Raw genomic sequence first — 22,643 nt, 5'->3', positions numbered from 1 at the left:
TCTCCTGTTAAATTGTCAGGCCGCAAGCGACCAGTTTTCACGGGGGGCATTCGGATTAGAGCAAACCTAGTTTCTTTCGAAAAGCTTTGACAAACTCCTGATATTCTGTCAATACATCAATAGCCGCAGGACTATAACCAATTTCACATAAAAGAGATACAAGGTCATCTTTTGACAATTCAGCCAAAGCGTCTTCTGCAACAATAAGTTTTTCATTCAATTCAGTAGCTTTCATCTTTTTCTCCTAAACTAATTTACTCTCTATTTAGCTAATCAGTAAATCAGCTAAATTGAACACACTCTAACGAGCTTTGTATCTTGATTTGAGTTCGAGCTAAGAATTTGGTGAAAAAGATAAGTTTGTCTTGGAGCATCGCTCCTGCTACAAACTTCCTATTTTCACTGCATTCTTTTAACGCTCTCACATCATCAATTACCAAACGTAAGCGATAACTTCTCCACCAACGTTCTTTTGGCGTGCTTCTTTATCAGTCAGCAAACCTTCAGATGTTGAAAGGATAGCAATTCCAAGTCCGTTCAAGACTTTTGGAAGATCTTCGCGCTTCTTGTAAACACGTAGACCTGGTTTTGAAACACGTTTCAAACCAGTGATAACTTTTTCACCATTTTGTCCGTACTTAAGGAAGACACGGATAATGCCTTGTTTGTCATCTTCGATGATTTCAACGTTTTTTACAAAACCTTCACGCTTCAGGATTTCAGCAATCCCTTTTTTGATATTTGATGCAGGTACTTCAAGTACTTCGTGATTCGCTTGGTTAGCGTTACGGATACGAGTCAAAAAGTCTGCAATTGGGTCAGTCATAACCATTTTATATTTCTCCTCTTACTAGTAGTTTGCAAGCTGCACTTGCTAGTTAATGATTGAGCTGGGCTCAGATAGTATTGACACATTCAAATGAGAACACTCTTATTTGAACACGAGCTACAACCTGGGCAAAAAAGATAAATTTGTTTTGGAGCATCGCTCCTTCACCAAATTTCCTATTTTTGCTGTGGTTGTTACGCTCTTTGTATCATGATGTTACCAAGATGCTTTGGTAACGCCAGGGATTTGTCCTTTGTATGCTAATTCACGGAAGCAAACACGGCAAAGTTTAAACTTGCGGTAAACTGAATGTGGACGGCCACATTTTTCACAACGAGTATAAGCTTGCGTAGAGAACTTCGCTGGGCGTTTGTTCTTAGCAATCATTGATTTTTTAGCCATTTGTTTTACCTCCTATATTATTTTGCAAAAGGCATTCCAAGGCCTGTAAGCAATGCACGTGACTCTTCGTCAGTGTTAGCAGTTGTTACGATAACGATATCAAGACCGCGAGTCTTATCAACGTCATCAAAGTTGATTTCTGGGAAGATCAATTGCTCTTTCACACCAAGAGTGTAGTTTCCGCGTCCATCAAATGATTTTGTTGGAACACCATGGAAGTCACGCACACGTGGGAGTGATACAGTAACCAATTTATCCAAGAACTCATACATACGTTCGCCACGAAGGGTTACTTTAGCACCGATCGCTACACCTTCACGAAGACGGAAGCCGGCGATTGATTTTTTAGCTTTAGTGATAAGTGGTTTTTGACCTGAGATAAGAGCCAATTCTTCAGCAGCTTTTTCAAGGTTTTTAGCGTTTGATACAGCGTCACCGACACCCATGTTCAAAACGATTTTATCCACTTTTGGCACAGCCATAACAGATGAGTAGTTGAACTTTTCAGTCAAAGCAGGTACTACTTCATTAAGATATTTTTCTTTTAAACGATTTGCCATTATACTTCTCCTTTCCTTCGTGATTAGTCAAGCACTTCGCCTGATTTCTTGTTGTAACGAACTTTTTTGCCGTCTTCAAACTTGTAACCAACGCGTCCTGCAACACCATTTTTGTCAAGAACTTGAACGTTTGACGCATGGATTGGTGCTTCTTTTTCTACGATAGCACCTTGAGGGTTTTCACTATTTGGTTTTTGGTGTTTCTTAACAAGATTAACACCTTCAACAACTACTTTGTTTACTTTTGGAAGAGCTGCAACAACAAGTGCTTCAACACCCTTGTCCTTACCAGCAATTACGCGAACTTTGTCGCCTTTTTTCACAAACATTATTAGGTTTCTCCTTTAATTTCTTACGCCCATGAGGGCACCCTGGAAAACTTCCAGGGGACTTGTTTGATTTTTAGATTAAAGTACTTCTGGAGCCAATGATACGATCTTCATGAAGCCGCCGTCACGCAATTCGCGAGCAACTGGGCCGAAGATACGAGTTCCGCGAGGAGTTTTGTCTTCACGGATGATGACTGCAGCGTTTTCGTCGAATTTGATGTATGAACCATCCTTACGACGAGCACCTGATTTAGTACGAACGATAACCGCTTTTACAACGTCACCTTTTTTAACCGCACCACCAGGAGTAGCTTGTTTTACAGATGCAACGATGACATCACCGATGTTGGCGAACTTACGTCCTGAACCACCAAGAACTTTGATTGTCAGGATTTCGCGAGCACCGCTGTTGTCAGCAACTTTCAAACGAGTTTCTGTTTGAATCATTTAAGTTTTCTCCTTTCTGGTTTGATTAGATGATAACCGCTTCTTCAACAACTTCTACAAGACGGAAGCGTTTTGTAGCTGAAAGCGGACGAGTTTCCATGATACGAACGATATCGCCTTCTTTGGCAACATTGTTTTCATCATGTGCTTTGTACTTCTTAGAGTAGTTAATACGCTTACCATAGACTGGGTGGTTACGTTTTGTTTCAACTACAACTGTGATTGTCTTATCCATCTTGTCAGAAACGACGCGTCCGACAAGGGTTTTACGTTGATTACGTTCCATTTTAGAATTTCTCCTTTCCCAAGTCTATTATTTAACTTCTGATTGAACAGTTTTGATACGTGCGATTTGTTTTTTCACTTCTTTCAAACGCGCTGTCTGCTCCAATTGACCAGTAGCGGCTTGGAAACGAAGGTCAAACAATTCTTTCTTCAATTCATTTTCACGCTTCGCGAGTTCTTCTTGAGAAAGACCACGAAGTTCTTTAACAAAATCTTGAATTTCTTTAAGTTTCATGCTTTCTCCTTATTCTGCTTCACGCTTTACGAATTTACATTTAACTGGCAATTTGTGGCTTGCAAGACGAAGAGCTTCACGAGCGATTTCTTCCGATACGCCAGCGATTTCAAACATCACTTTACCACGTTTAACTGGTGCTACCCAACCTTCTGGAGCCCCTTTACCAGATCCCATCCGTACACCGATTGCTTTTGCAGTGTATGATTTGTGTGGGAAGATTTTGATCCAAACTTTACCACCACGTTTCATGTAACGAGTCATAGCGATACGGGCAGCTTCGATTTGACGGTTAGTGATCCAGTGGCTAGTAGTTGCTTGAAGACCATATTCTCCAAAAGTTACTTCTTTACCACCTTTAGCTTCACCACGCATTTTTCCGCGGAATTCGCGACGGTGTTTAACACGTTTAGGTACTAACATTGGTTATTTACCTCCTTTAGTGTTTTTACGAGCTGGAAGAACTTCTCCACGGTAGATCCATACTTTAACACCAAGTTTACCGTAAGTAGTATCAGCTTCTTCCCAAGCGTAATCGATATCCGCACGAAGGGTGTGAAGTGGAACAGTTCCTTCAGAGTATCCTTCGCTACGAGCGATATCTGCACCGTTCAAACGACCTGATACTTGAGTTTTGATTCCTTTAGCTCCTGCACGCATTGCACGTTGGATTGCTTGTTTTTGAGCACGACGGAAAGCAACACGTTGCTCCAATTGACGAGCAATTCCTTCACCAACAAGGTGAGCATCCAAATCTGGAGATTTGATCTCGATGATGTTGATGTGTACTTGTTTTCCAGTCAATTTGTTAAGTTTTGCACGAAGTGCATCAACGTTAGCTCCACCTTTACCGATAACCATACCTGGTTTAGCAGTGTGAAGTGAAACGTTAACTTTGTTTACTGCGCGTTCGATTTCAATAGTTGAAACAGCTGCGTCAGCCAATTCTTTTTGAACGAATTTACGGATTGCAAGATCTTCATGAAGGTAATCCGCGTATTCTTTTTCAGCATACCATTTGGCATCCCAATCACGGATGATGCCGACACGCATACCAATTGGATGTACTTTTTGACCCACGATGTTACCTCCTTATTTTTCTGCAACTACCACAGTGATGTGGCTTGTGCGTTTGTTGATTGGTGAAGCTGAACCTTTAGCACGTGGACGGAAACGTTTCATAGTTGGTCCTTCGTTTGCGAAAGCTTCAGATACTACCAAGTTAGCTTTTTCCAAACCAAAGTTGTTTTCAGCATTAGCGATTGCAGAGATCAATACTTTTTCGATAATGCCAGCAGCTTTGTTTGGAGTGAATTTCAAGATTGCGATTGCGTCAGCGACGTTTTTACCACGGATATTGTCAAGAACTAGACGAGTTTTACGAGGTGAAACACGCACTGTACGAGCCATTGCTTTAGCTGAAGTAATTTCTGCCATTTATGTTCTCCTTATTTTCTACGTGTTTTCTTGTCGTCTGCAGCGTGACCTTTGTAAGTACGAGTTGGTGCAAATTCACCAAGCTTGTGACCTACCATGTCTTCTTGGATGTAAACAGGTACGTGTTTACGTCCGTCATAGACTGCGATTGTGTAACCGATGAAACTTGGGAAGATCGTTGAACGACGTGACCAAGTTTTGATAACTTTTTTCTTTTCGTCGTTAGCTTGAGCTTCAACTTTTTTCATCAAATGCTCATCGACGAAAGGTCCTTTTTTAAGACTGCGTCCCATTTTTATATTTTCTCCTTTAAAATAAGTACCACAGCGGCCTGCGCTGCTAGGCAGCGCTACCGAGCTGGCGGATAGATTGTTTTAGATTATTTCTCGTTGCGACGACGAACGATAAGTTTGTCAGATTTCGCTTTCTTGTTACGAGTTTTAAGACCAAGAGCAGGTTTGCCCCATGGAGTAGATGGCGCTTTACGACCAACTGGTGCTTTACCTTCACCACCACCGTGTGGGTGATCGTTAGGGTTCATTACAGAACCGCGAACTGTTGGACGGATACCTTTCCAACGGCTACGACCTGCTTTACCAAGGTTTACAAGTCCATGTTGTTCGTTTCCGACAACACCAACTGTAGCACGGCAAGTACCAAGGATCATACGAACTTCGCCTGATTGAAGACGAACAAGAGTGTATTTACCTTCTTGACCCAATACTTGAGCAGAAGCTCCAGCGGCACGAACCAATTCACCACCACGACCTGGCTTCAACTCAATGTTGTGAACCAAAGTACCAACTGGGATGTTAGCAAGTGGAAGTGCGTTACCGACCTTGATATCTGCTTCAGGACCTGAAACGATACGTTGACCTACTTCAAGACCTTTAGGAGCGATGATGTATGCCTTCACACCGTCAGTATAGTGAACCAAAGCGATGTTTGCTGAACGGTTTGGATCGTACTCGATAGTTTTAACTACTGCTTCAACAGCATCTTTGTTACGTTTGAAGTCAATCAAACGGTAGTGACGTTTGTGACCGCCACCTTGGTGACGAACAGTGATGCGTCCGTTGTTGTTACGACCAGCTTTGCTCTTAAGAGAAACGAGCAAAGATTTTTCTGGAGTGCTAGTAGTGATTTCAGCGAAATCCAAAGAAGTCATATTACGGCGACCGTTTGTTGTTGGTTTATAAACACGAATTCCCACGATATTTCCTCCTTAGATTATTCTGCTTCAGCAGCTCCGAACAACTCGATTGCTTTAGAATCTGCTGTCAGAGTGATGATAGCTTTTTTAGTTTTGTTAGTAAAACCAGTGTAACGTCCAACGCGTTTTGCTTTAGGTTTTACGTTGATAGTGTTGACATTAGCAACTTTAACTCCTTCAAAAGCAGCTTCAACAGCTTGCTTGATCAAAAGTTTGTGAGCGCGAGTGTCTACTTCAAATACGTATTTGCCTGCTTCAAGCTGAGCCATTGAGCTTTCAGTGATGACAGGCTTTTTGATAACGTCATACAAATTCATTATGCAAGAACCTCCTCAATTTTAGAGATAGCTGCTTGAGTAACAAGAAGTTTGTCGCTGTTTGCGATATCAAGAACACTTGCTGTTGTTGCTGTTGCAACTTTAACATTTGGAAGGTTACGTGCTGAAAGTGCAGCAAATTCATTTCCTTCTTCAAGAATAACAAGTACTTTTGTGTCAATGCTCAATGCTGCAAGCACTTTTGCAAACTCAGCAGTTTTTGGAGCTGTAAATGAAAGGCTGTCTACAGCTACGAATTTGTTTTCAGCAACTTTTTCAGAGTAAACTGATTTCAATGCCAATCTACGAACTTTTTGTGGAAGTTTGTAGGCATATGAACGAGGAGTTGGACCGAAGACGATACCACCACCACGCCATTGTGGAGAGCGGATAGAACCTTGACGAGCACGTCCAGTTCCTTTTTGACGCCATGGTTTGCGTCCGCCGCCTGATACTGCAGAACGGTTTTTAACAGCGTGAGTTCCTTGACGGAGGCTAGCGCGTTGGCTGATGATCACGTCGAAGACAACTGATTCGTTTGGTTCGATACCAAAGATTGCGTCGTTAAGAACTACTTCACCAGCTTCTTTACCAGTTTGGTCAAATAATTTTACGTTTGCCATTGTGACTGATTTCCCCTTTCTTTATTATTTACCAGCTTTAACTGCTGATTTGATAGTGATAAGAGATTTCTTAGCACCAGGTACGTTTCCTTTGATCAAGATAACGTTTTTCTCTGGAACAACTTGTACGATTTCAAGGTTTTGAATCGTTACACGGTTGCCACCCATACGGCCAGCCAAGTGTTTGTTTTTGAAAACACGGTTTGGCGCAACTGGTCCCATTGAACCAGGACGACGGTGGTAACGTGAACCGTGAGCCATTGGACCACGAGATTGGCCGTGGCGTTTGATTACACCTTGGAAACCTTTACCTTTTGAAGTTCCTGTTACATCAACAACATCACCAGCTTCGAATGTATCAACTTTGATTTCCGCACCAACTTCCAAGCCTTCAATGTTTTTGAATTCACGAATGAAGCGCTTAGGAGCCGTGTTAGCTTTCGCCACATGTCCTTTAGCAGGTTTGTTGCTCAATACATCACGAAGGTCGTCAAAACCAACTTGAACTGCGTTGTAACCGTCTGTTTCAACTGTTTTTACTTGAAGAACAACGTTTGGAGCTGCTTCAACAACAGTTACAGGGATTAATTCGCCAGCTTCAGTGAAGATTTGAGTCATTCCCACTTTTTTCCCTAAGATTCCTTTTGTCATGAGAAAATGTTTCCTTTTCTATTTTTGTCTAAAAAGTTTTTAACGAGCGTTTTTTATGCTCAAGATATCAAGCTTTAGATTAAAGTTTGATTTCTACGTTCACACCACTTGGAAGGTCCAACTTCATCAAAGCGTCAACTGTTTTTTGAGTTGGGTTGATGATGTCGATCAAGCGTTTGTGAGTACGCATTTCAAATTGTTCGCGAGAGTCTTTATATTTGTGAGTCGCACGAATGATTGTGTAGAGGCTACGTTCAGTTGGAAGTGGGATTGGACCCGCAACTTCAGCACCTGTACGTGCAGCAGTTTCTACGATTTTTGCAGCCGCTGTGTCAAGTGTACGATGTTCGTAAGCTTTCAAACGGATGCGGATTTTTTTGTTTGCCATCTTTTTCTCCTTTTTTCGTCTATTTAAGATAATAGGCTAGCTCCACAAGAAAACCGACAGGTGATTGCGTGGCAATGCAACCGAGCGTGTCGCAACCTCTTGCATCAAAGCTACACGCTGTTTTTCACAGCACCATAGTATCTTAACACAAAGAACCAAGCATTGCAAGGGATTTGAGTAAGTTTTTAAAGATTTTTAGGATAATTTTTTATAAAAGCGTTTTCTAAGCGACTTATAATTCTTGTAATCATTTATATAGAAGAAAATTTAGATTATTCTACCTATTCGTTTGAGTTTTTGCTCAAAGAATAAAAATGCTCACTGACGCACATCAGTGAGATTAAGAATGAAAAATTTGCTTTTAGCTACTTTATTTTATAACAACGGGCTGTCCTTTTCGATGCGAAAGCTATTGCTAGTCTGGCATATGATAAGGTCTGCAGCTGCTAGATAGGGCTGATAAAAGTGCTGATATTGCTCTCTCCGATCTAAATGCGTCTGCTCTATCCACTCCGGTCTACGTTCTCGCACAGCTACATCCCGCGCCAAGCGGCGTTCTAACTCAGTTTGATCATCCGTGTAAAAGCAAATCGATAAATCAAACAAGCTTTTAGGCAAAAAAGCTGCTGACATGCCTTCTACTATTAAAATCGGCTTTCGAGCTGACAAACGCAAACTCGGTGACCAAGCTTTTCCAATGGTCAGAATATCCAGACCAGACTGCAAAGCACAAATATCACGCTCCAGACTACTCAGTTCATGAACGGCTGGGATACAAGCCGTTACTTTTTGATGAGGAAAATCCTTAGAGCTAAGCAAATCTCTATACTCCCCAGTAATTACATAAGGATCTGTTTCCAAAAGATTGGTTCGTTCCTCACCCAAGGCTAGCTGGAGTTTTCGAGCAAAGGTTGACTTACCCGAAGCACCATGACCGTAAATACGTAGAGTGTGCTTTTGACCATCCGACAGATAGTCTACCAAGCTTTCCAACAATTTTCCTTCATCAGACATACTTCTTCCCTTCAATGAAGATTCTTAGAAATTTCTCTTGGAGCGGTTGTAGCCGTAGCGCTCGACAAAATCTTCACGGAATTCTAACAAGTTATCATCCATAATAGCTTGGCGAACTTTCTTCATAAGGTTTACTAAGAAGTAGAGGTTGTGATAACTGGTCAGGCGGAGCCCAAAGGTTTCATCAGCCTTGAGCAAGTGGCGGATATAAGCCCGCGTGTAGTTGCTACATGTGTAGCAGTCACAGTCGTGATCCAACGGAGTGAAATCTTCCTCAAACTGGGCATTTTTGACAACCAGACGACCTTCGCTGGTCATGCAGGTGCCGTTTCGGGCAATCCGAGTCGGCAGAACGCAGTCAAACATATCAACGCCACGAATAACACCGTCAATCAAGCTATCTGGCGCTCCAACTCCCATGAGATAGCGAGGTTTGTTTTCAGGCAGCAAGGGCGTTGTGAAGTCCAGCACTGCATTCATCTCTTCGTGAGACTCGCCAACAGCCAGACCTCCGATAGAGTAGCCTGGGAAATCCATGCTGACCAAGTCTTGAGCAGATTGGCGACGCAAATCTTCAAAGCCAGCACCCTGAACAATCCCAAAGAGACCTTGGTCGTGTGGCCGAGTGTGGGCCTTGAGTCCACGCTCCGCCCAACGGCTAGTCCGCTCAATAGACTTCTTGACATAGTCATAAGGCTGGTAGAACTGTGGGCACTCATCAAAGGACATCATGATGTCGCTACCTAGATTGTTCTGGATCGAGATGGCCTTTTCTGGCGACAGGAACATTTTGGAGCCGTTGAGGTGGTTTTTGAAAGTCACTCCTTCTTCTGTGATGTTGCGGCTATCCGCTAGAGAATAAACCTGAAAACCACCACTATCGGTCAGAATAGGCTGGTCCCAGTTCATGAACTTGTGTAGGCCACCTGCACGGGCAATCAGCTCATCACCCGGCCGCAACCAGAGGTGGTAGGTATTGGCCAAGATGATACCCGAACCCATTTGCTTGAGCTCTTCTGGCGACTGAGTCTTGACCGTAGCCTGAGTGCCGACCGGCATAAACATAGGCGTTGGGAAAGTTCCGTGGGGCGTGATAATCTCGCCCAAACGAGCACCTGTGTGCTTTTCTTTTTTGATCAAACGATACTGAATCGGTGAATCTGACATGTTTCCTCCTACTGGGAAAGACAGTCCCAGCTATTTTCTTCTATAAAATGAGCGACAAGCGCTCATAAGATACCGTATGATTTTACCAAAAAAAGTCTTGTCTGTCACGATGTGTGGTATAATAAAAATCATGAAATGGAGGTCTGTATGAATTTAAGTGAAATCCGCGCCCAGGCACGCACCATCCGAAATCAAACCAACGGCATATACTCGCTCTTTGCCATTCCAACTCTGGTAACCATCTTATCTACCTATCTGTCTCCCAACCGCCATCTGGAGGAGATTATTCCCCAGTTGGAGATCAATCAGGCCTTTGTTGTAATTTTTGGTCGTCAAATTTTTCCACAAACCGTAGAATTTATCATCGCCCTGCTCTTTTTATCTGCTAGCTTCAGCATGATGGAAGTCGTCCGAAAAAAACGCGATACGGTTGGCTTTACAGATATTGGTCGAATCTTTTCTGCCGAGCTTTTTTCGCCGATTTTTATCACACAGCTGACTAAGAGTATTCTCCTCTTGTTGTGGAATTCTATCAGCCTTGTCGGTTCATTTTTCCTTGTTTTCAGCAGTTACAAGGTGCTGGCTATTTATGGGAAAATATCCGATGTGTCCCAATTGACAGCTGCTAGTCCTGAGGTAGAGCAAATCGTCAGCTATGCGCCCATGATGTTTCTTGGCACTCTCATTGTCTTGGCTGGTACGGCAGTCTTCCTGATGGCCAACTATGCTTACTCTCAGACCGACTTCATCCTTTACGATCAGCTGAGCACGGGCACCTACCAAGGTCCTTGGCAAGTTCTTGTGCAAAGCAGACGCATGATGAAAGGCTATAAATGGAAACGTTTCTTGCTGGATCTGAGCTTTATCGGCTGGTATATCCTGATTGGTATCACACTGGGAATCGCTGGGGTTGTGGCCTATCCTTACATCACAACAGCTCGGGTGCTCTTTTATGAAAATTTAAAATCACTAAGTAAGTAAAATGAGAGTGGGACAGAAATCGGTAATTCGTTAGAATTCGATTTCGTCGTCCCACCTCCGCACAGTTGAATAGGGCTGTAAAAGCTGATGAAATCGGCGTAGTAGAGCCCACTCAACCACTGCGTCTTGCTCGACAATCCAAAGACAATTGAGAGGCTAGGACTTTTGTCCCAGCCTCATTTTTTCATCTAGATTTAACGCAGTTGGACCTTCAACACCAAGGGTAAGTCGCCTGCTACACTCAGCATGAAGACGCGCAAACCTTGGGGCGTTTGCTCCCATTTGAGCGGTTCCTCATAGCCTAGTAAGGACACTTCTTCTATGATGCCATGAAAGCGGGAAGCAGGATTTTCTCTTTCGTCAGCTAAGGCCTGAATCGTCAGCCATTGATTTGCTGCAGGCTCCATCAGAAAGGCATACACTGCTCCGCCCTTGGCCGTGAAACGAAAATCCTGATTTGTATAAGGGATGTTTTTACCATCCGAAAATGGTCCGCTGTCTACTTGTGTAGAACCTTCTCCAAATTGCCTCCACGCGCGTGAGTCATAGATCGCTTGACCATTCACTTGGAGCCAAGTCCCGATCTCTCTCAAGATGTCTTTATCTTTTTCTGGAATCGCCCCGTCTCCTTTCGGACCGATATTCAGCAGTAAATTCCCATTTTTTGACACAACATCAATCAAGGTCTGGATGATTTCTTTAGCTGACTTATAATCAAGGTTCTCTGTGTAGCCCCAAGAATTTCGCGCGATAGCCGTATCCGTCTGCCAAGTGAAGGGCTGGATCTCTGCGAAACCACCGCGTTCCACTTCCACAATCCCCGCACCAAAAGCCAGCGCATCATGCTTGTAGCAAATGCTAGTCGGCTTCCCATAGGCCGCACCCAAATTATAATAATAGGCCGCAAAAAGCTTCATGTGCTCTTTAAATGCTGCATGCTGAATCCACCAGTCAAAATACAAAATCTCAGGCTGGTAATCTCGAACCAGCTCACAGCTACGCAGGAGCCAATCATCTAGAAATTCCTGACTCGGATATGGCTGACCAAACAAATCATGGTGGTCTGGCTCTGGCATAGCCGGCCAATAGAGTTCCTCGCGACCGACTTCGCTGGCAATGTCACTGACAAACTCCTTCCCATGTGAAAAGAAAAAGTGATGCTCCGCCCGATGGGAGGAAGTACAAAAATGAATCTGCTCTCTTTGGGCTGCCTGACTCAATTCACCCAAGATATCGCGCTTTGGCCCCATTTCTGCACTATTAAAAGGAGAGAGCTGACTGCCATAAAGCTGGAAGCCGTCGTGATGCTCTGCCACTGGAAAAATATATTGGGCTCCCGCTTCTTTAAAGAGGCCCAGCCATTCGTCCGCATGAAAATTTTCAGCAGTAAAGAGTGGGATAAAATCCTTGTAGCCGAAATCTTTGTGAGGCCCGTAAGTTTTGATATGGTGGTCAAACTCTACCGTACCCTGGATGTACATATTTCGAGAATACCACTCGCTCCCAAAGGCAGGAAGGCTGTAAAGTCCCCAGTGAATAAAAATCCCAAACTTAGCTCTTTTGAACCAGTTGGGGACTTGATAGGTCGCAAGAGAATCCCAGTCTGGATAGAAAGGGCCTTGGTTGGCAACTCTTTGAATTTCTTCTAAAGATATTTTCATCGCTACTACCTCATCATTCGATTAAAACGCTTTCTTTTATTGTACCAATTTTTTGAGAAGATAGAGCCATTTTACAAAAAATAATCCAAAACAGTCCTGCGAGGAAACATTCCCTATAAAGCAGAGAAAAAGGAACAGCAAGCAATTCTGTTCCTTGTTTTTATATTGTCAGTATGATGAGTACCTTGGAAAGCCACTCGCACCATGATTCTCATCATTCAACACATCAATTCGCTATACGATAGTAGGGGTGTTGGCTTGCATAGGTAAAATCTTGCCCCACTAAAATGCGTTCTTTCGGATTTTCACTTCCAGTATCATAAAGACGAGCTCCTTTAGGAATGGCTGTGAAGGAGGCCACTTCATTCCCTGATTTATGAGTTAAAAACGCTCCAAACTTACCTTCATATATTTGACTATTTGTCAAAGTGTAGTCGCTTGATTCATTTCCTCTGTAAGTATGGGACACCAAGCCATTTGCATCAAAAACTAATTGATTGCCCAAATCGTCTTGCCAAGTACCAGCAATGCTAGAGAAATCACCATTTGCTAGAGCATTGACATCCATACCGGAAGTTGTTGGAGCCACTGGAGTAGCCGGAGTTGTTGGAGTATTCGAATCTGCTGAAGTCTTGTTGTCCACGGGCTTCTCAGCTTGACTGGAAACACTCTGGTCGCTAGAAGGCTTGGTAGTAGAGGATGCTTTTGCTTCGTTGGAAGCAGAACTTTGCTTAGCTGATGGTTTAGTCGAAGACTTGCTAGAACTGCTAATCTTAGAGCTCTGAGAGGTAGAACTACTAGACTCAGTGGAAGGTTTAGAGCTACAAGCTACGAGCAGGAAAGCAGAGCACAAGGCAGTGGCTGTCAATAAGATAAATTTACTACGTTTCATCATGGAACCTCCTTGTTTGTAACAAAAGAAATATTTTGTAATCTAATTGTAATCCTACGAAATAATTTTGTCAACATTTTGTGTAATATTTTTCTCAAAGTTTATCTGCAATTTATGGAAATACCTTTTTGATGCAAAAATGAGGCTAGGACAAAAGTCCTAGCCTCTCAATTGTCTTTGGATTGTCGAGCAAGACGCAGTGGTTGAGTGGGCTCTACTACGCTGATTTTATGAGCTTTTACAGCCCTACTCAACTGTGCGGAGGTGGGACGACGAAATCGAATTCTAACCAATTACCGATTTCTGTCCCACTCTCGCTTCGTTTCAAATTTTCTCTAAATCCTGAACGATCCGCTCAAAGGCTGCCTCTAAAGAATCTTCATTCCTAAAGAGCGATTCTTCTTGCCAGCCTAAGAAGTCTCGGTCTTTCCACCAGCGCTTCATGTCGGATGGGGTGAATTCTTCTTGTTTTACTCTAGTCCGATGGCGGCGGACGGTTTCTTCAAAAGTCAAATCATAGTAATAGGCTAGAGTCTGAGAAGCAAACAAAGTCCGCAACCGTTCCAGCATCTGTCCGTAAATGTCTGTCTCATAAAACCCTTCTACCAAGACCAGCAAATCATGCTCGTAGCCAAAACGAGCTAGGCTTTCAGTCAGGTCAATAGATAGGTTGCCCGGCTCAACTTTTTCCTTGAGCATGTCCCGTCTAACTGTGTCCTGCGCAATCAAGAGAGTCCCTCGACCATAGTGTGCCTGCAGTTTCTTGGCCAGACTCGACTTGCCAGAGCCGGAACTGCCACGAATGATGACTAACTTGGCCATTTATTCGCCTAGAATCAAGCGGGTATGCTCGCGTTTGATGCAGCGATCCATAACGATATCTTCGCGACCAGCTGCCCGCAAAATCTGCTCAGCTTCTTCATTTTCCAAGCCCAACTGAGCCCAGAAAATCTTGGCATCTGCTTCCAGAAAATCACGCGCCACATCTGGCAAAAACTCGCTACGACGGTAAACATCGACAATATCCACTGGGAAAGGGATATCTTTGAGACTGGCATAAACCGTTTCACCAAAAATCTGACTGCCTGCTGCCCGTGGATTGACTGGAATAATCCGATAGCCCCGCCCTTGCATCTCCTTGGACACACGGTTACTGGTTGTTTCTTTGCGGTCAGACAGGCCAACAACGGCAATCACCTTGCTGTTTTCCAGATAGCGCTTGACAACGCCGTCACTGGGATTTTGAAAATGGTAAGTCATAAACTTCCTCCTGTTTTATAAATAATTTTCAACTTTTTTACAATGATATATTAGCCAAATGCGGTACAAAAAAGATATTTTTCCTTGCATTCATCGAATGCTATGTCAGCTTTCTATTTTCAATTTGTGTTTTACGCCCTTGATTTCTCAAACTGAATACGAGCTAAAACCTTAGAAAATAGATAATTCGTTCTAGGAGCATGACTCCTTCGTCCGGATTCCAGATTTTCAGTTGGCTTTGACGCTCTTTGTATCTTGTTTTACTTTGCCTCGTACCAAGTTTGGCCAGCATTTTCATCAGCCACTAGTGGAACGGCCAATTCAATCGCAGCTTCCATGGTTTCTTTGACCAGCTGGCGGACGGCCGTTAGCTCGTCATTTGGCACTTCCAGCACGATTTCATCGTGCACCTGCAAGAGCATGCGAGACTTGAAATTCTTCTCTGTCAGAGCTCGGTCCAGATTAATCATAGCAACTTTGAGAATGTCTGCGGCGGAGCCTTGAATCGGACTATTAATGGCTGTGCGCTCCGCAAAATTTCGGATGTTAAAGTTGCGGGAATTGATGTCTGGCAAGGAGCGACGGCGATGGTAAATGGTCTCTACATAGCCCTTATCACGCGCTTCGCGGACGATGGTTTCCATATAATTCTTGATACCAGGGAAGCGCTCAAAATAAGTCTCAATGTAGTCCTTGGCAGCCTTGCGGGAAATTCCCAAATTATTGGCCAATCCGAAGTCAGAAATGCCATAGACTACTCCGAAGTTGACAGCCTTGGCATTGCGGCGATCATTAGGCGTTACATTCTCTGCCTTTTCAATACCAAAGACCCGCATGGCGGTAGCCGTGTGAATGTCTTCTCCATGCTGAAAGGCAGCAATCAGATGCTCGTCCTGCGAAATGTGAGCCAGCACCCGCAGCTCAATCTGGGAATAATCCGAGCTGAGTAGCACACTATCTGCCCACTCCGGCACAAAGGCCTTGCGAATGAGACGGCCCTGCTCCAAGCGAACGGGGATATTCTGCAAGTTGGGGTCAACAGAGGAAAGGCGGCCCGTCTGAGTCAAATCCTGAACATAGCGAGTGTGAATCTTACCGTCAGCCGCAATCGCCTCCTGCAGTCCGATGATATAAGTGGACTGGAGCTTGCTGATTTGACGATATTCCAGAATCTTAGACACAATCGGTGCAATCGGTGCTAAACGCTCCAGTACATCCACCGCTGTCGAGTAGCCCGTCTTGGTCTTTTTGGTGTACTCCAGCGGCAGCCCCATATCCTCAAAGAGAATGGTTCCCAGCTGTTTCGGTGAGTTGATATTAAACTCCTGACCAGCTAGATCGTAAATCTCCCGAGTCAGACTTTCCAGCGTCTTTTCATTTTCCGCCTGCATACCCTGCAGGGTTTCCCGCTCAACCTTGATTCCCGCAATCTCCATCTTGGCTAAGACAAAGGCCAGCGGCTGCTCCATTTCAAGCAACAAATCCAGCTGATCGTGGGAACGGAGCTGTTCTTGCATCGGCTCTTCTGTTTCCAACAGTACCTGAACCTTACGAGCTAGATGCTCAAAGAGCTGCTCTTGCTCCGGCAAAGCCTGCTTGGCTCCCTTGCCATACACCTCGTCATCCGTCGGCAGGATTGTTTGGCCGTAGAGGCGAGCAATGGTCGCCAGCTCATTATCCTCGACCGTCGAAAGCAGATACTTGGCTAGGCGAGCATCAAAGGATGCTGCTGGTAGTTCGATACCATAATGACTGAGCAGTACCTTGGCCCGCTTGAGGTCGTAGGTTTTCAGAGCTGTTTTTGTCAAAAACTCCTGAAAGAGAGGTTGCTGTAGTAAATCGCTGGAGCCGACATAAATCTGGCGATTATCTCCCCAGGCAAGACCGACAATCTCTTCCTTGTGGTAGTTGTCGCCCAAGATTTCAAAATAGAAGAATTGCTCTGGTGCCAGCATATCTGCTGTCACCTCGGTCACTTTGGTAAATTCAATTGGTTTGACTTCTACAGGATTCTGAGCCGTTCCTAGCTGAGCCTTGAGCTGCTTGAAGCCCATCTCGTCGTAGAACGTGCTCAGTGCCTCTACCTGTGGACCGTTGTAAACCAAATCATCCAGCCCGATTTCAATCGGAGCCTGAGTATTGATGGTAGCTAGAGTTTTAGATAAGAAAGCCTTGTCCTTGTCATTGATCAGATTTTCCTTCATCTTGGAAGCCTTGAGCTGGTCAATATTTTCATAGAGATTTTCCAAAGAACCATACTCCAAGAGGAGCTTGAGACCAGTCTTCTCACCGATCTTGGTCACGCCGGGGATATTGTCCGACTGATCGCCCATCAGCGCCTTGAGGTCAATGAACTGCTCAGGCGTGATCCCCATCTTTTCCATGAGGTAGGCTGGGGTAAATTCCTCAAACTCGGCCACACCTTTCTTGGAAATCTCCACCACGGTATTCTCATCTGTCAGCTGAATCAAGTCTTTATCGCCGCTGACAATGGTCACATCGTAAGGCACTGCCGTCTTTTCAGCCATCTTGTCCAAGGTCCCGATGATGTCATCCGCCTCGTACTGAGCCAAATCATAGTAGCAAATGCCTAGGTGCTGCAGCATTTCTCGGATAAAGGGCAGCTGCTCGCGAAATTCATCCGGCGTCTTAGCCCGACCTGCCTTATAGTCGGCGTACATCTCAGTCCGGAAAGTCGTCTTACCAGCATCAAAAGCTACCAAGATATGAGTCGGCTGCACGCGCTCCAAGAGATGATTGAGCATAAGGTGGAAGCCGTAAATAGCATTAGTATGCAGGCCAGATGGACTCTTGAAACGGTCAATTTGATTATAAAGCGCAAAAAAAGCGCGAAAAGCAACGGATGAACCGTCGATTAATAATAATTTGTTCTTTTTTTCCATAGATTTATTATAACACGAAAGGCGGACAAAGACAGAAAAGGTGGCGTGGAAAATTTAAAAGTGATTTCAATAATTCCTATATGGTATAATAATAAAAACTAGGAGGTAAAGCATGTTCCCAATAACCATTCCAACTCTTGTGACTGAGGAAGTCTATCAACGATTTGCTTGGTCTGTTTTCTTACGCGGGAAAAGATTTTTGCTAAATCTGTTCATTCTGATAGGAATCCTAGCTCTCTATCTAACCTTCCTACCTGAAAACCTGAGGCGTTTTTCTTTCTTTATCGTGCTATTTACATCTTTGATTATATTCCCAGTAATGTACTTTGGCACGGACTTTCAGATAAAGAAAGCCTATCAAAAAACTCCTTACTGGAAGGATATGGAGCAAACTCTTATATTTGAGAAAGATAAATTTTCTGTGAAAAGCAAACGAGGAGAGTTTCTTTATAGCTATGATGACATCGTCAAAGTTTTCCATACTAAAGATGATTTTTATATCATGTTGGGGCCAAATGTCGGCTTCCCTATTGAAAAAAAGAACTGTACTCCCGAGGCTCTTGAGTTCTTGCTAGAACTTCACATTGAGCATATGTAAAAGAAAAAGCAGGCTAGACTGACAGTAGATCAGTTCTAGTCTGCTTTTTATTTTGTAAATAATTGCTGTATATCCAGCAACTTTTCTATCTTCTGATTGATTTCTGGTCGGTAGTCACAGAAGTTAATGCTCTGGATGCCACTGTTAACGGCAACATCCACATCCAGCGTTCGGTCGCCGATATAGTAGGTTTCCTGCTTGTCAAGGCCATATTTCTCGAGCAGATAGTCGACACCTTCTGGGTGGGGCTTTCGCTCAAAGCCGTTGGCTGTTGTGATGATTTCTGTAAAATAATCATGAATGCCCAAGTCTTGCAAGATTTGATGGGCATTGAGTCCCTTGTGGGTATAGACAAACTGGGCAATGCCCTGCTCCTTAGCCCAAGTCAGTATCTCCGCAGCTCCTTCCATCATATGGACCTGAGCATTTTTCTCCTTTAGGCTTGCTCCACGGAAGGCATTCATCTCGGCAGCGTCTAGGTCCTTCTCAGATGCCACTTCCTCCAAGAGCTTCTGGACAGAGTGCTTTAGGATGTATCTGTGAATACTGGCTCTATCAAAGTCCAGACCATAGTGAGCGTAGGTTTCCTCAATCCCTGCCAAAATAGCATCGTAGGAGTCCAGCAAGGTGCCGTCCAAATCCCAAATAAAAGCTTTTGTCATGCGATTTCCCTCATTTTTCTGTCAAATAAAACCTTTAAAAATAGCCAGCGGAAGCCATTGTCCAAGAGCGTCCCAGCCCAGACTCCTGGCAGACCCAAGCCACAAGTCACTCCCAGCACATAACCCGCAATGATGCGAATCAGCCACATGCCAATAGTCGTGGCATAAAAGGGCAGTCTGGCATTGCCCAGCCCCTGCCAAACCGCTGTATAAATCACGGTTCCTACTGCCATGGGAGTTCCCAACAGGGAAAAGAGGATAACTGAAAGACTGGCTGTGATCGCTCCGTTATTGTCCGTATAGAGCAAGGTCAGGGGCTGACCAAGAGCGAAAATCCCTAAAGCCAAGGGCAGCATGCAAGCAATAGACAGCCAGAAGGCCCACTGACGAATCTGACCGACCGCTTGCATATCTCCCTCGCCAACCGCATGGGCTACCAGCATGACCGTTGCTGTCGCGACCCCAAAGGCCGGCATGTAGTTAAACTGAGTCAGGACTTCACCGATGGCATTCCCCGCTACTGCATCCGTACCAAAGACGACCACAATAGCGATGATCACCACATCGCCCGCCCGCATCATGAGCCGCTCTCCAGCAGCCGGCAGAGACAGGCGCAAAAGCTCTCGATCTAAGCCCCAGCGCCAGCGGATTGTGGACAAATCCAGCTCCCGCCAGAGAATGAGCACACCGACCAAACGAGCCAGCACCGTCCCCAATGCTACACCGACAATACCCAGCCGAAAGACATAAATGCCTAGAGCTGAAAAAAGGGCGTTGAGGACATTGGTCAGAAGGCTGACATACATGGGAAATCGAGGATTGCGCGTGACCCGCACCAGAGCTCCAAAGGAGGTCATCAAGCCCAGCAGGACAATAGTCCCGCCCACTAGGGCCAGATACAGACCGCCCGCATCAGTCACTGCCTTTTCTGTCCCCAGAAGATCCAACATCTGCCTGCCAAAGATCAGGGAAATCAGCCCCAACAGAAGACTCAGAAGTAAAGTCAGCTTGATAGCCTCGGCTGTATGATAGGCCAAACGCTCCTTGTCTCCTTGAGCCAGAGTCTTAGAGATGAGGCTGGAAATAGCAGCTCCCAGCGCGATAAAGATTGCCTGATAAATCGTAATGATGTTGCCGGCCACCGAGACACCGGAAATCGCAATCAGCCCAAGACTGGCCACCAGATAGCTGTCGACCATCCCCATGAGCATCTGCAAAAAGTTCTCCGCCATAGCTGGCAAGGCGATATTCATGATTTTTTTATAAGTCGTCATAGAGAAATTTCTTCCTTTTAAGCATCAGCTACTTCACTTTCTTTCATTGGACGTCCTAAGAAAAAATCAACCAGATATCCAGCTGATTTTAGTTTTTTATGCAATTTTTACAAGCCCAAGTAGTCCTCGACTGCGGCCTGCATTTGGTCTGCAGCGACTGTTGTTTTGTGACGTACTGGGGCTGTTTCTAAGCCATCCACAGCTGGTGGCAGGGCTACGCCAGAAAGTTCGTGCAGTTGCTCCAAAGCCTCGAAATCACTGAGTCCTGTTTGACCAGTCACAGCTTCAACTGCTACAACTGGGAATTTATAAGGACTAGCGGTAGACGCGATAACAGTTTTGCGCTGATCGCCTGTCTCTGCCAAGTATTTTTGATAGACAGCGGACGCAACGGCTGTATGAGGGTCTTCGATGTAGTTAGAGACTTGATAGGCCCGCTTGATTTCAGCAGCTGTTTCTTGTTCTGTCGCATAGTCAGCCGCAAAGAGCTCTAAAATCTCAGCGTCAAAGTCCGTCAATTCATACTGGCCTTGCTCATTCAGAGCCGCCATCAAAGCAGCTGTTTTCTCAGCGCTGTTACCAGACAGATGGAAAATCAAGCGCTCCAAGTTAGAGGAAACCAAAATATCCATAGACGGACTAGTCGTCACCTTAAAGCTCCGCTTCTTGTCATAGACCTGCGTCTTGAAGAAGTCTGTCAGGACATTGTTCTCATTTGATGCACAGATCAGCTTGCCAACTGGCAGACCGATTTGCTTGGCATAGTAGGCCGCCAGAATATTACCAAAGTTCCCAGTCGGAACGGTAAAGTTGACCTTGTCGCCTGCTACGATTTCCCCAGTCTTCACCAACTGAGCATAAGCATAGACATAGTAGACAATCTGCGGCACCAAACGGCCGATATTCATGGAGTTAGCTGATGAAAATTGCAGTTTGTGCTCCAAGAGACGAGCCCGCAAGTCGGTGTCATTGAACATGTGTTTGACATTGGTCTGAGCATCGTCAAAGTTGCCGTCAATGGAAACGACATGCGTATTGGCACCCGTCTGCGTCGTCATTTGCAGCTCTTGAACCTTGCTGACACCATCTTTCGGATAAAAGACGATGATTTCAGTCCCAGGAACGTCCGCAAAGCCTGCCATAGCTGCCTTGCCTGTGTCGCCAGAAGTTGCTGTCAAAATGACAATTTTGTTTTCCAAGCCATGCTTTTTGGCTGCGGTTGTCATCAAGTGAGGCAGGATGGACAAAGCCATGTCCTTGAAGGCAATGGTCGCTCCGTGGAAAAGCTCTAGATTGTACTGACCATCCAGCTTGACCAAAGGAGCAATCGCCGCATCATCAAACTTGCTGTCGTAGGCATTGGTGATACAGTGGTCCAGCTCCGCTTCAGAAAAATCATCCAAAAATGCAGACAAAACCAGCTTGGCTACTTCCTGATAAGAAGCGTCTTTGAGCTTGGCAAAGTCCAAATCGACCTGCGGATAGGTAATGGGCGTAAACAGACCGCCGTCTGTCGCCAAACCTTGCAGAATCGCCTGGCTGGCTGTCACTCTATTCTTTTCGTCACGCGTTGATTGATAAACTAAGGTCATTCTCTCTCATCCTTTATCTGTAGTTCGTTTTATTATATCAAAATTTATCAGAAAATTCTCCATTTTCATCAAAATTAAAAAGCAAAAAGAGTCGAAATCCTATGATTTCAACTCAATCAAATGTTAAAACTCAGACAAAGCTTTTATTTGCTGTCCCTTTTCATCGAAATTGTCTGGGCTCAGCCATTTCTCCAAACGACTCTTAACGGCAGGCCAATCCCTGTCAATCATGGAGAGCCAATCAGTGTCTCGGTTGCGCCCCTTATAAACGACCGCCTGACGGAAGGTGCCTTCGTAGGTAAAGCCAAGCCGCTCTGCCGCTCGCCTTGAGGGCTGATTGAGGGCATCGCATTTCCATTCGTAGCGGCGATACTCCAGCTCTTCAAAGACATAGCGCGCCAGTAAATATTGGGCTTCTGTGGCTAGTCTGGTGCGCTTCAGCTTGGGCGAATAGGTCACAGCTCCCATTTCAATAACGCGGTTATTTCGGTCAATCCTCATTAAAGCGAAAGTTCCCAGCGCCTTGCCACTCTCCTTGTCCACAATGGCATAGTGGAAACGATCTGGAGCTGCCAACATCTGATCTAGCAAGGCCGACCACTCACCCTGACTTTGAACAGGATTTTGAAAGAGATAAGTCCACATGTCAGCAGGAGAATTCGGACCATATACTTCGTATAAATCTGCTCCATGCTTATCCTTGGACAACCGCTCAATAACAACATACTGACCTTCTATTCGCTCCAGCTTGGGCAGATCTCCCGGCTTAAAGTCCGGCAGAGCCTCCCCAATAGGCTGGCCTAGTTCGTTGATTCGCATAAAAAACCTCACAATCTAGCTTTACTGATTTCCAAAATAAGAATTGAAAGCTGTAAGTGACAGTAGCTCCTATCTTCCTTGCTTCAGATCCAAACTTGGAACAT

At 44.8% G+C, this 22,643-nt stretch carries 30 protein-coding genes; 2 read left to right on the top strand and 28 right to left on the bottom strand.

The genetic code is table 11. From position 1 onward, the window contains the following. Positions 1-55 precede the first annotated feature (55 nt). The 19 genes from D8792_RS08585 to tgt all read right to left on the bottom strand — a co-directional run bounded on the left by D8792_RS08585 (position 56) and on the right by tgt (position 9,897). Positions 56-235, bottom strand: coding sequence for a hypothetical protein (locus tag D8792_RS08585; protein WP_000648250.1), 180 nt, complete (start codon positions 233-235; stop codon positions 56-58). Positions 236-433: 198 nt separating this feature from the next. After that, on the bottom strand, positions 434-832 hold the full coding sequence (rpsH, locus tag D8792_RS08580) for a 30S ribosomal protein S8 (protein ID WP_002899666.1): 399 nt from the start codon (positions 830-832) through the stop codon (positions 434-436). 213 nt (positions 833-1,045) lie between these two features. Further along, a complete protein-coding gene (locus D8792_RS08575; RefSeq protein WP_001085697.1) occupies positions 1,046-1,231 on the bottom strand; it encodes a type Z 30S ribosomal protein S14 in 186 nt (61 codons plus the stop codon). Between the two features lie 17 nt (positions 1,232-1,248). Beyond that, a complete protein-coding gene (gene rplE / locus D8792_RS08570) occupies positions 1,249-1,791 on the bottom strand; it encodes a 50S ribosomal protein L5 (protein ID WP_005591294.1) in 543 nt (180 codons plus the stop codon). 23 nt (positions 1,792-1,814) lie between these two features. Continuing rightward, positions 1,815-2,120 carry a 50S ribosomal protein L24 gene (gene rplX, locus D8792_RS08565; RefSeq protein ID WP_125373683.1) on the bottom strand — a complete coding sequence of 102 codons (306 nt, stop codon included), beginning with the start codon at positions 2,118-2,120 and terminating at the stop codon, positions 1,815-1,817. Between the two features lie 78 nt (positions 2,121-2,198). Beyond that, positions 2,199-2,567 (bottom strand): 50S ribosomal protein L14, encoded by a 369-nt coding sequence (rplN, locus tag D8792_RS08560; RefSeq protein ID WP_002894494.1) that lies wholly within the window; start codon positions 2,565-2,567, stop codon positions 2,199-2,201. A gap of 25 nt (positions 2,568-2,592) precedes the next feature. Continuing rightward, positions 2,593-2,853, bottom strand: coding sequence for a 30S ribosomal protein S17 (gene rpsQ / locus D8792_RS08555; protein WP_002885836.1), 261 nt, complete (start codon positions 2,851-2,853; stop codon positions 2,593-2,595). Between the two features lie 27 nt (positions 2,854-2,880). Then, on the bottom strand, positions 2,881-3,087 hold the full coding sequence (gene rpmC, locus D8792_RS08550) for a 50S ribosomal protein L29 (RefSeq protein ID WP_005591297.1): 207 nt from the start codon (positions 3,085-3,087) through the stop codon (positions 2,881-2,883). A gap of 9 nt (positions 3,088-3,096) precedes the next feature. After that, positions 3,097-3,510 carry a 50S ribosomal protein L16 gene (gene rplP / locus D8792_RS08545; RefSeq protein ID WP_005591298.1) on the bottom strand — a complete coding sequence of 138 codons (414 nt, stop codon included), beginning with the start codon at positions 3,508-3,510 and terminating at the stop codon, positions 3,097-3,099. A gap of 3 nt (positions 3,511-3,513) precedes the next feature. Next, on the bottom strand, positions 3,514-4,167 hold the full coding sequence (rpsC, locus tag D8792_RS08540) for a 30S ribosomal protein S3 (RefSeq protein ID WP_005591299.1): 654 nt from the start codon (positions 4,165-4,167) through the stop codon (positions 3,514-3,516). Between the two features lie 12 nt (positions 4,168-4,179). Continuing rightward, positions 4,180-4,524 carry a 50S ribosomal protein L22 gene (gene rplV, locus D8792_RS08535; RefSeq protein ID WP_005591300.1) on the bottom strand — a complete coding sequence of 115 codons (345 nt, stop codon included), beginning with the start codon at positions 4,522-4,524 and terminating at the stop codon, positions 4,180-4,182. Positions 4,525-4,535: 11 nt separating this feature from the next. Next, the gene (gene rpsS / locus D8792_RS08530; protein ID WP_000533766.1) at positions 4,536-4,817 is read right to left on the bottom strand and encodes a 30S ribosomal protein S19; all 282 of its coding nucleotides are present in this window, start codon (positions 4,815-4,817) and stop codon (positions 4,536-4,538) included. Positions 4,818-4,903: 86 nt separating this feature from the next. Next, positions 4,904-5,737 carry a 50S ribosomal protein L2 gene (gene rplB, locus D8792_RS08525; protein ID WP_002894482.1) on the bottom strand — a complete coding sequence of 278 codons (834 nt, stop codon included), beginning with the start codon at positions 5,735-5,737 and terminating at the stop codon, positions 4,904-4,906. Positions 5,738-5,754: 17 nt separating this feature from the next. Then, a complete protein-coding gene (locus D8792_RS08520) occupies positions 5,755-6,054 on the bottom strand; it encodes a 50S ribosomal protein L23 (RefSeq protein WP_005591301.1) in 300 nt (99 codons plus the stop codon). Then, positions 6,054-6,677, bottom strand: a complete 624-nt coding sequence (gene rplD / locus D8792_RS08515) for a 50S ribosomal protein L4 (protein WP_005591302.1) — start codon at positions 6,675-6,677, stop codon at positions 6,054-6,056. The genes D8792_RS08520 and rplD overlap by 1 nt, the downstream gene beginning before the upstream one ends. A 24-nt stretch (positions 6,678-6,701) precedes the next feature. Continuing rightward, positions 6,702-7,328 carry a 50S ribosomal protein L3 gene (gene rplC / locus D8792_RS08510; protein ID WP_125373682.1) on the bottom strand — a complete coding sequence of 209 codons (627 nt, stop codon included), beginning with the start codon at positions 7,326-7,328 and terminating at the stop codon, positions 6,702-6,704. Positions 7,329-7,407: 79 nt separating this feature from the next. Continuing rightward, the gene (gene rpsJ / locus D8792_RS08505) at positions 7,408-7,716 is read right to left on the bottom strand and encodes a 30S ribosomal protein S10 (protein ID WP_005591304.1); all 309 of its coding nucleotides are present in this window, start codon (positions 7,714-7,716) and stop codon (positions 7,408-7,410) included. A gap of 375 nt (positions 7,717-8,091) precedes the next feature. Next, a complete protein-coding gene (locus D8792_RS08500) occupies positions 8,092-8,730 on the bottom strand; it encodes a uridine kinase family protein (protein WP_125373681.1) in 639 nt (212 codons plus the stop codon). Between the two features lie 24 nt (positions 8,731-8,754). After that, the gene (gene tgt, locus D8792_RS08495; protein ID WP_125373680.1) at positions 8,755-9,897 is read right to left on the bottom strand and encodes a tRNA guanosine(34) transglycosylase Tgt; all 1,143 of its coding nucleotides are present in this window, start codon (positions 9,895-9,897) and stop codon (positions 8,755-8,757) included. 147 nt (positions 9,898-10,044) lie between these two features. Here tgt and D8792_RS08490 point away from each other — a divergent pair, with 147 nt between their 5' ends. Continuing rightward, positions 10,045-10,878 (top strand): DUF975 family protein, encoded by an 834-nt coding sequence (locus D8792_RS08490; RefSeq protein ID WP_125373679.1) that lies wholly within the window; start codon positions 10,045-10,047, stop codon positions 10,876-10,878. A gap of 194 nt (positions 10,879-11,072) precedes the next feature. Here D8792_RS08490 and D8792_RS08480 read toward each other — a convergent pair whose 3' ends face one another. The 5 genes from D8792_RS08480 to polA form a co-directional block, all read right to left on the bottom strand. Beyond that, on the bottom strand, positions 11,073-12,539 hold the full coding sequence (locus D8792_RS08480) for an alpha-L-fucosidase (RefSeq protein ID WP_125373678.1): 1,467 nt from the start codon (positions 12,537-12,539) through the stop codon (positions 11,073-11,075). A 226-nt stretch (positions 12,540-12,765) separates the two neighbouring features. Further along, positions 12,766-13,431, bottom strand: a complete 666-nt coding sequence (locus D8792_RS08475; RefSeq protein WP_125373677.1) for a DUF6287 domain-containing protein — start codon at positions 13,429-13,431, stop codon at positions 12,766-12,768. Between the two features lie 324 nt (positions 13,432-13,755). Beyond that, on the bottom strand, positions 13,756-14,253 hold the full coding sequence (locus tag D8792_RS08465) for an AAA family ATPase (RefSeq protein ID WP_125373676.1): 498 nt from the start codon (positions 14,251-14,253) through the stop codon (positions 13,756-13,758). After that, positions 14,254-14,691, bottom strand: coding sequence for a CoA-binding protein (locus D8792_RS08460; RefSeq protein WP_125373675.1), 438 nt, complete (start codon positions 14,689-14,691; stop codon positions 14,254-14,256). Positions 14,692-14,951: 260 nt separating this feature from the next. Then, positions 14,952-17,594: a DNA polymerase I gene (polA, locus tag D8792_RS08455; protein WP_125373674.1), complete on the bottom strand. Its 2,643-nt coding sequence runs from the start codon at positions 17,592-17,594 to the stop codon at positions 14,952-14,954. A 112-nt stretch (positions 17,595-17,706) separates the two neighbouring features. Between polA and D8792_RS08450 the strand changes: the two genes are divergently transcribed. Beyond that, positions 17,707-18,192: a YcxB family protein gene (locus D8792_RS08450; protein ID WP_125373673.1), complete on the top strand. Its 486-nt coding sequence runs from the start codon at positions 17,707-17,709 to the stop codon at positions 18,190-18,192. Positions 18,193-18,239: 47 nt separating this feature from the next. Here the strand turns inward: D8792_RS08450 and D8792_RS08445 are convergent, their stop codons facing one another. From D8792_RS08445 to D8792_RS08430, 4 genes are all read right to left on the bottom strand, one after another. Continuing rightward, positions 18,240-18,854, bottom strand: a complete 615-nt coding sequence (locus D8792_RS08445) for an HAD-IA family hydrolase (RefSeq protein WP_125373672.1) — start codon at positions 18,852-18,854, stop codon at positions 18,240-18,242. Further along, entirely contained in the window at positions 18,851-20,128 is a 1,278-nt protein-coding gene (locus D8792_RS08440) for an MATE family efflux transporter (RefSeq protein WP_125373671.1), read from the bottom strand. The genes D8792_RS08445 and D8792_RS08440 overlap by 4 nt, the downstream gene beginning before the upstream one ends. Before the next feature lie 107 nt (positions 20,129-20,235). Beyond that, a complete protein-coding gene (gene thrC / locus D8792_RS08435; RefSeq protein WP_125373670.1) occupies positions 20,236-21,720 on the bottom strand; it encodes a threonine synthase in 1,485 nt (494 codons plus the stop codon). 123 nt (positions 21,721-21,843) lie between these two features. Then, the gene (locus tag D8792_RS08430) at positions 21,844-22,539 is read right to left on the bottom strand and encodes a GNAT family N-acetyltransferase (protein WP_125373669.1); all 696 of its coding nucleotides are present in this window, start codon (positions 22,537-22,539) and stop codon (positions 21,844-21,846) included. Between the last annotated feature and the right edge of the window lie 104 nt (positions 22,540-22,643).

The sequence above is a fragment of the Streptococcus cristatus genome, assembly GCF_003943505.1.
Classification (GTDB): domain Bacteria; phylum Bacillota; class Bacilli; order Lactobacillales; family Streptococcaceae; genus Streptococcus; species Streptococcus cristatus_E.
Note: the sequence above shows the minus strand (reverse complement) of the source record. Positions and strands in the feature narration are given on the sequence as shown.

Coding starts and splice junctions, on each gene's coding strand:
- D8792_RS08585 (WP_000648250.1), bottom strand. CDS start 235: ATGAAAGCTACTGAATTGAATGAAAAACTTATTGTTGCAGAAGACGCT.
- rpsH (WP_002899666.1), bottom strand. CDS start 832: ATGGTTATGACTGACCCAATTGCAGACTTTTTGACTCGTATCCGTAAC.
- D8792_RS08575 (WP_001085697.1), bottom strand. CDS start 1,231: ATGGCTAAAAAATCAATGATTGCTAAGAACAAACGCCCAGCGAAGTTC.
- rplE (WP_005591294.1), bottom strand. CDS start 1,791: ATGGCAAATCGTTTAAAAGAAAAATATCTTAATGAAGTAGTACCTGCT.
- rplX (WP_125373683.1), bottom strand. CDS start 2,120: ATGTTTGTGAAAAAAGGCGACAAAGTTCGCGTAATTGCTGGTAAGGAC.
- rplN (WP_002894494.1), bottom strand. CDS start 2,567: ATGATTCAAACAGAAACTCGTTTGAAAGTTGCTGACAACAGCGGTGCT.
- rpsQ (WP_002885836.1), bottom strand. CDS start 2,853: ATGGAACGTAATCAACGTAAAACCCTTGTCGGACGCGTCGTTTCTGAC.
- rpmC (WP_005591297.1), bottom strand. CDS start 3,087: ATGAAACTTAAAGAAATTCAAGATTTTGTTAAAGAACTTCGTGGTCTT.
- rplP (WP_005591298.1), bottom strand. CDS start 3,510: ATGTTAGTACCTAAACGTGTTAAACACCGTCGCGAATTCCGCGGAAAA.
- rplV (WP_005591300.1), bottom strand. CDS start 4,524: ATGGCAGAAATTACTTCAGCTAAAGCAATGGCTCGTACAGTGCGTGTT.
- rpsS (WP_000533766.1), bottom strand. CDS start 4,817: ATGGGACGCAGTCTTAAAAAAGGACCTTTCGTCGATGAGCATTTGATG.
- D8792_RS08520 (WP_005591301.1), bottom strand. CDS start 6,054: ATGAATTTGTATGACGTTATCAAAAAGCCTGTCATCACTGAAAGCTCA.
- rplD (WP_005591302.1), bottom strand. CDS start 6,677: ATGGCAAACGTAAAATTATTTGACCAAACTGGTAAAGAAGCTGGTGAA.
- rplC (WP_125373682.1), bottom strand. CDS start 7,328: ATGACAAAAGGAATCTTAGGGAAAAAAGTGGGAATGACTCAAATCTTC.
- rpsJ (WP_005591304.1), bottom strand. CDS start 7,716: ATGGCAAACAAAAAAATCCGCATCCGTTTGAAAGCTTACGAACATCGT.
- D8792_RS08500 (WP_125373681.1), bottom strand. CDS start 8,730: ATGTCTGATGAAGGAAAATTGTTGGAAAGCTTGGTAGACTATCTGTCG.
- tgt (WP_125373680.1), bottom strand. CDS start 9,897: ATGTCAGATTCACCGATTCAGTATCGTTTGATCAAAAAAGAAAAGCAC.
- D8792_RS08490 (WP_125373679.1), top strand. CDS start 10,045: ATGAATTTAAGTGAAATCCGCGCCCAGGCACGCACCATCCGAAATCAA.
- D8792_RS08480 (WP_125373678.1), bottom strand. CDS start 12,539: ATGAAAATATCTTTAGAAGAAATTCAAAGAGTTGCCAACCAAGGCCCT.
- D8792_RS08475 (WP_125373677.1), bottom strand. CDS start 13,431: ATGAAACGTAGTAAATTTATCTTATTGACAGCCACTGCCTTGTGCTCT.
- D8792_RS08465 (WP_125373676.1), bottom strand. CDS start 14,253: ATGGCCAAGTTAGTCATCATTCGTGGCAGTTCCGGCTCTGGCAAGTCG.
- D8792_RS08460 (WP_125373675.1), bottom strand. CDS start 14,691: ATGACTTACCATTTTCAAAATCCCAGTGACGGCGTTGTCAAGCGCTAT.
- polA (WP_125373674.1), bottom strand. CDS start 17,594: ATGGAAAAAAAGAACAAATTATTATTAATCGACGGTTCATCCGTTGCT.
- D8792_RS08450 (WP_125373673.1), top strand. CDS start 17,707: ATGTTCCCAATAACCATTCCAACTCTTGTGACTGAGGAAGTCTATCAA.
- D8792_RS08445 (WP_125373672.1), bottom strand. CDS start 18,854: ATGACAAAAGCTTTTATTTGGGATTTGGACGGCACCTTGCTGGACTCC.
- D8792_RS08440 (WP_125373671.1), bottom strand. CDS start 20,128: ATGACGACTTATAAAAAAATCATGAATATCGCCTTGCCAGCTATGGCG.
- thrC (WP_125373670.1), bottom strand. CDS start 21,720: ATGACCTTAGTTTATCAATCAACGCGTGACGAAAAGAATAGAGTGACA.
- D8792_RS08430 (WP_125373669.1), bottom strand. CDS start 22,539: ATGCGAATCAACGAACTAGGCCAGCCTATTGGGGAGGCTCTGCCGGAC.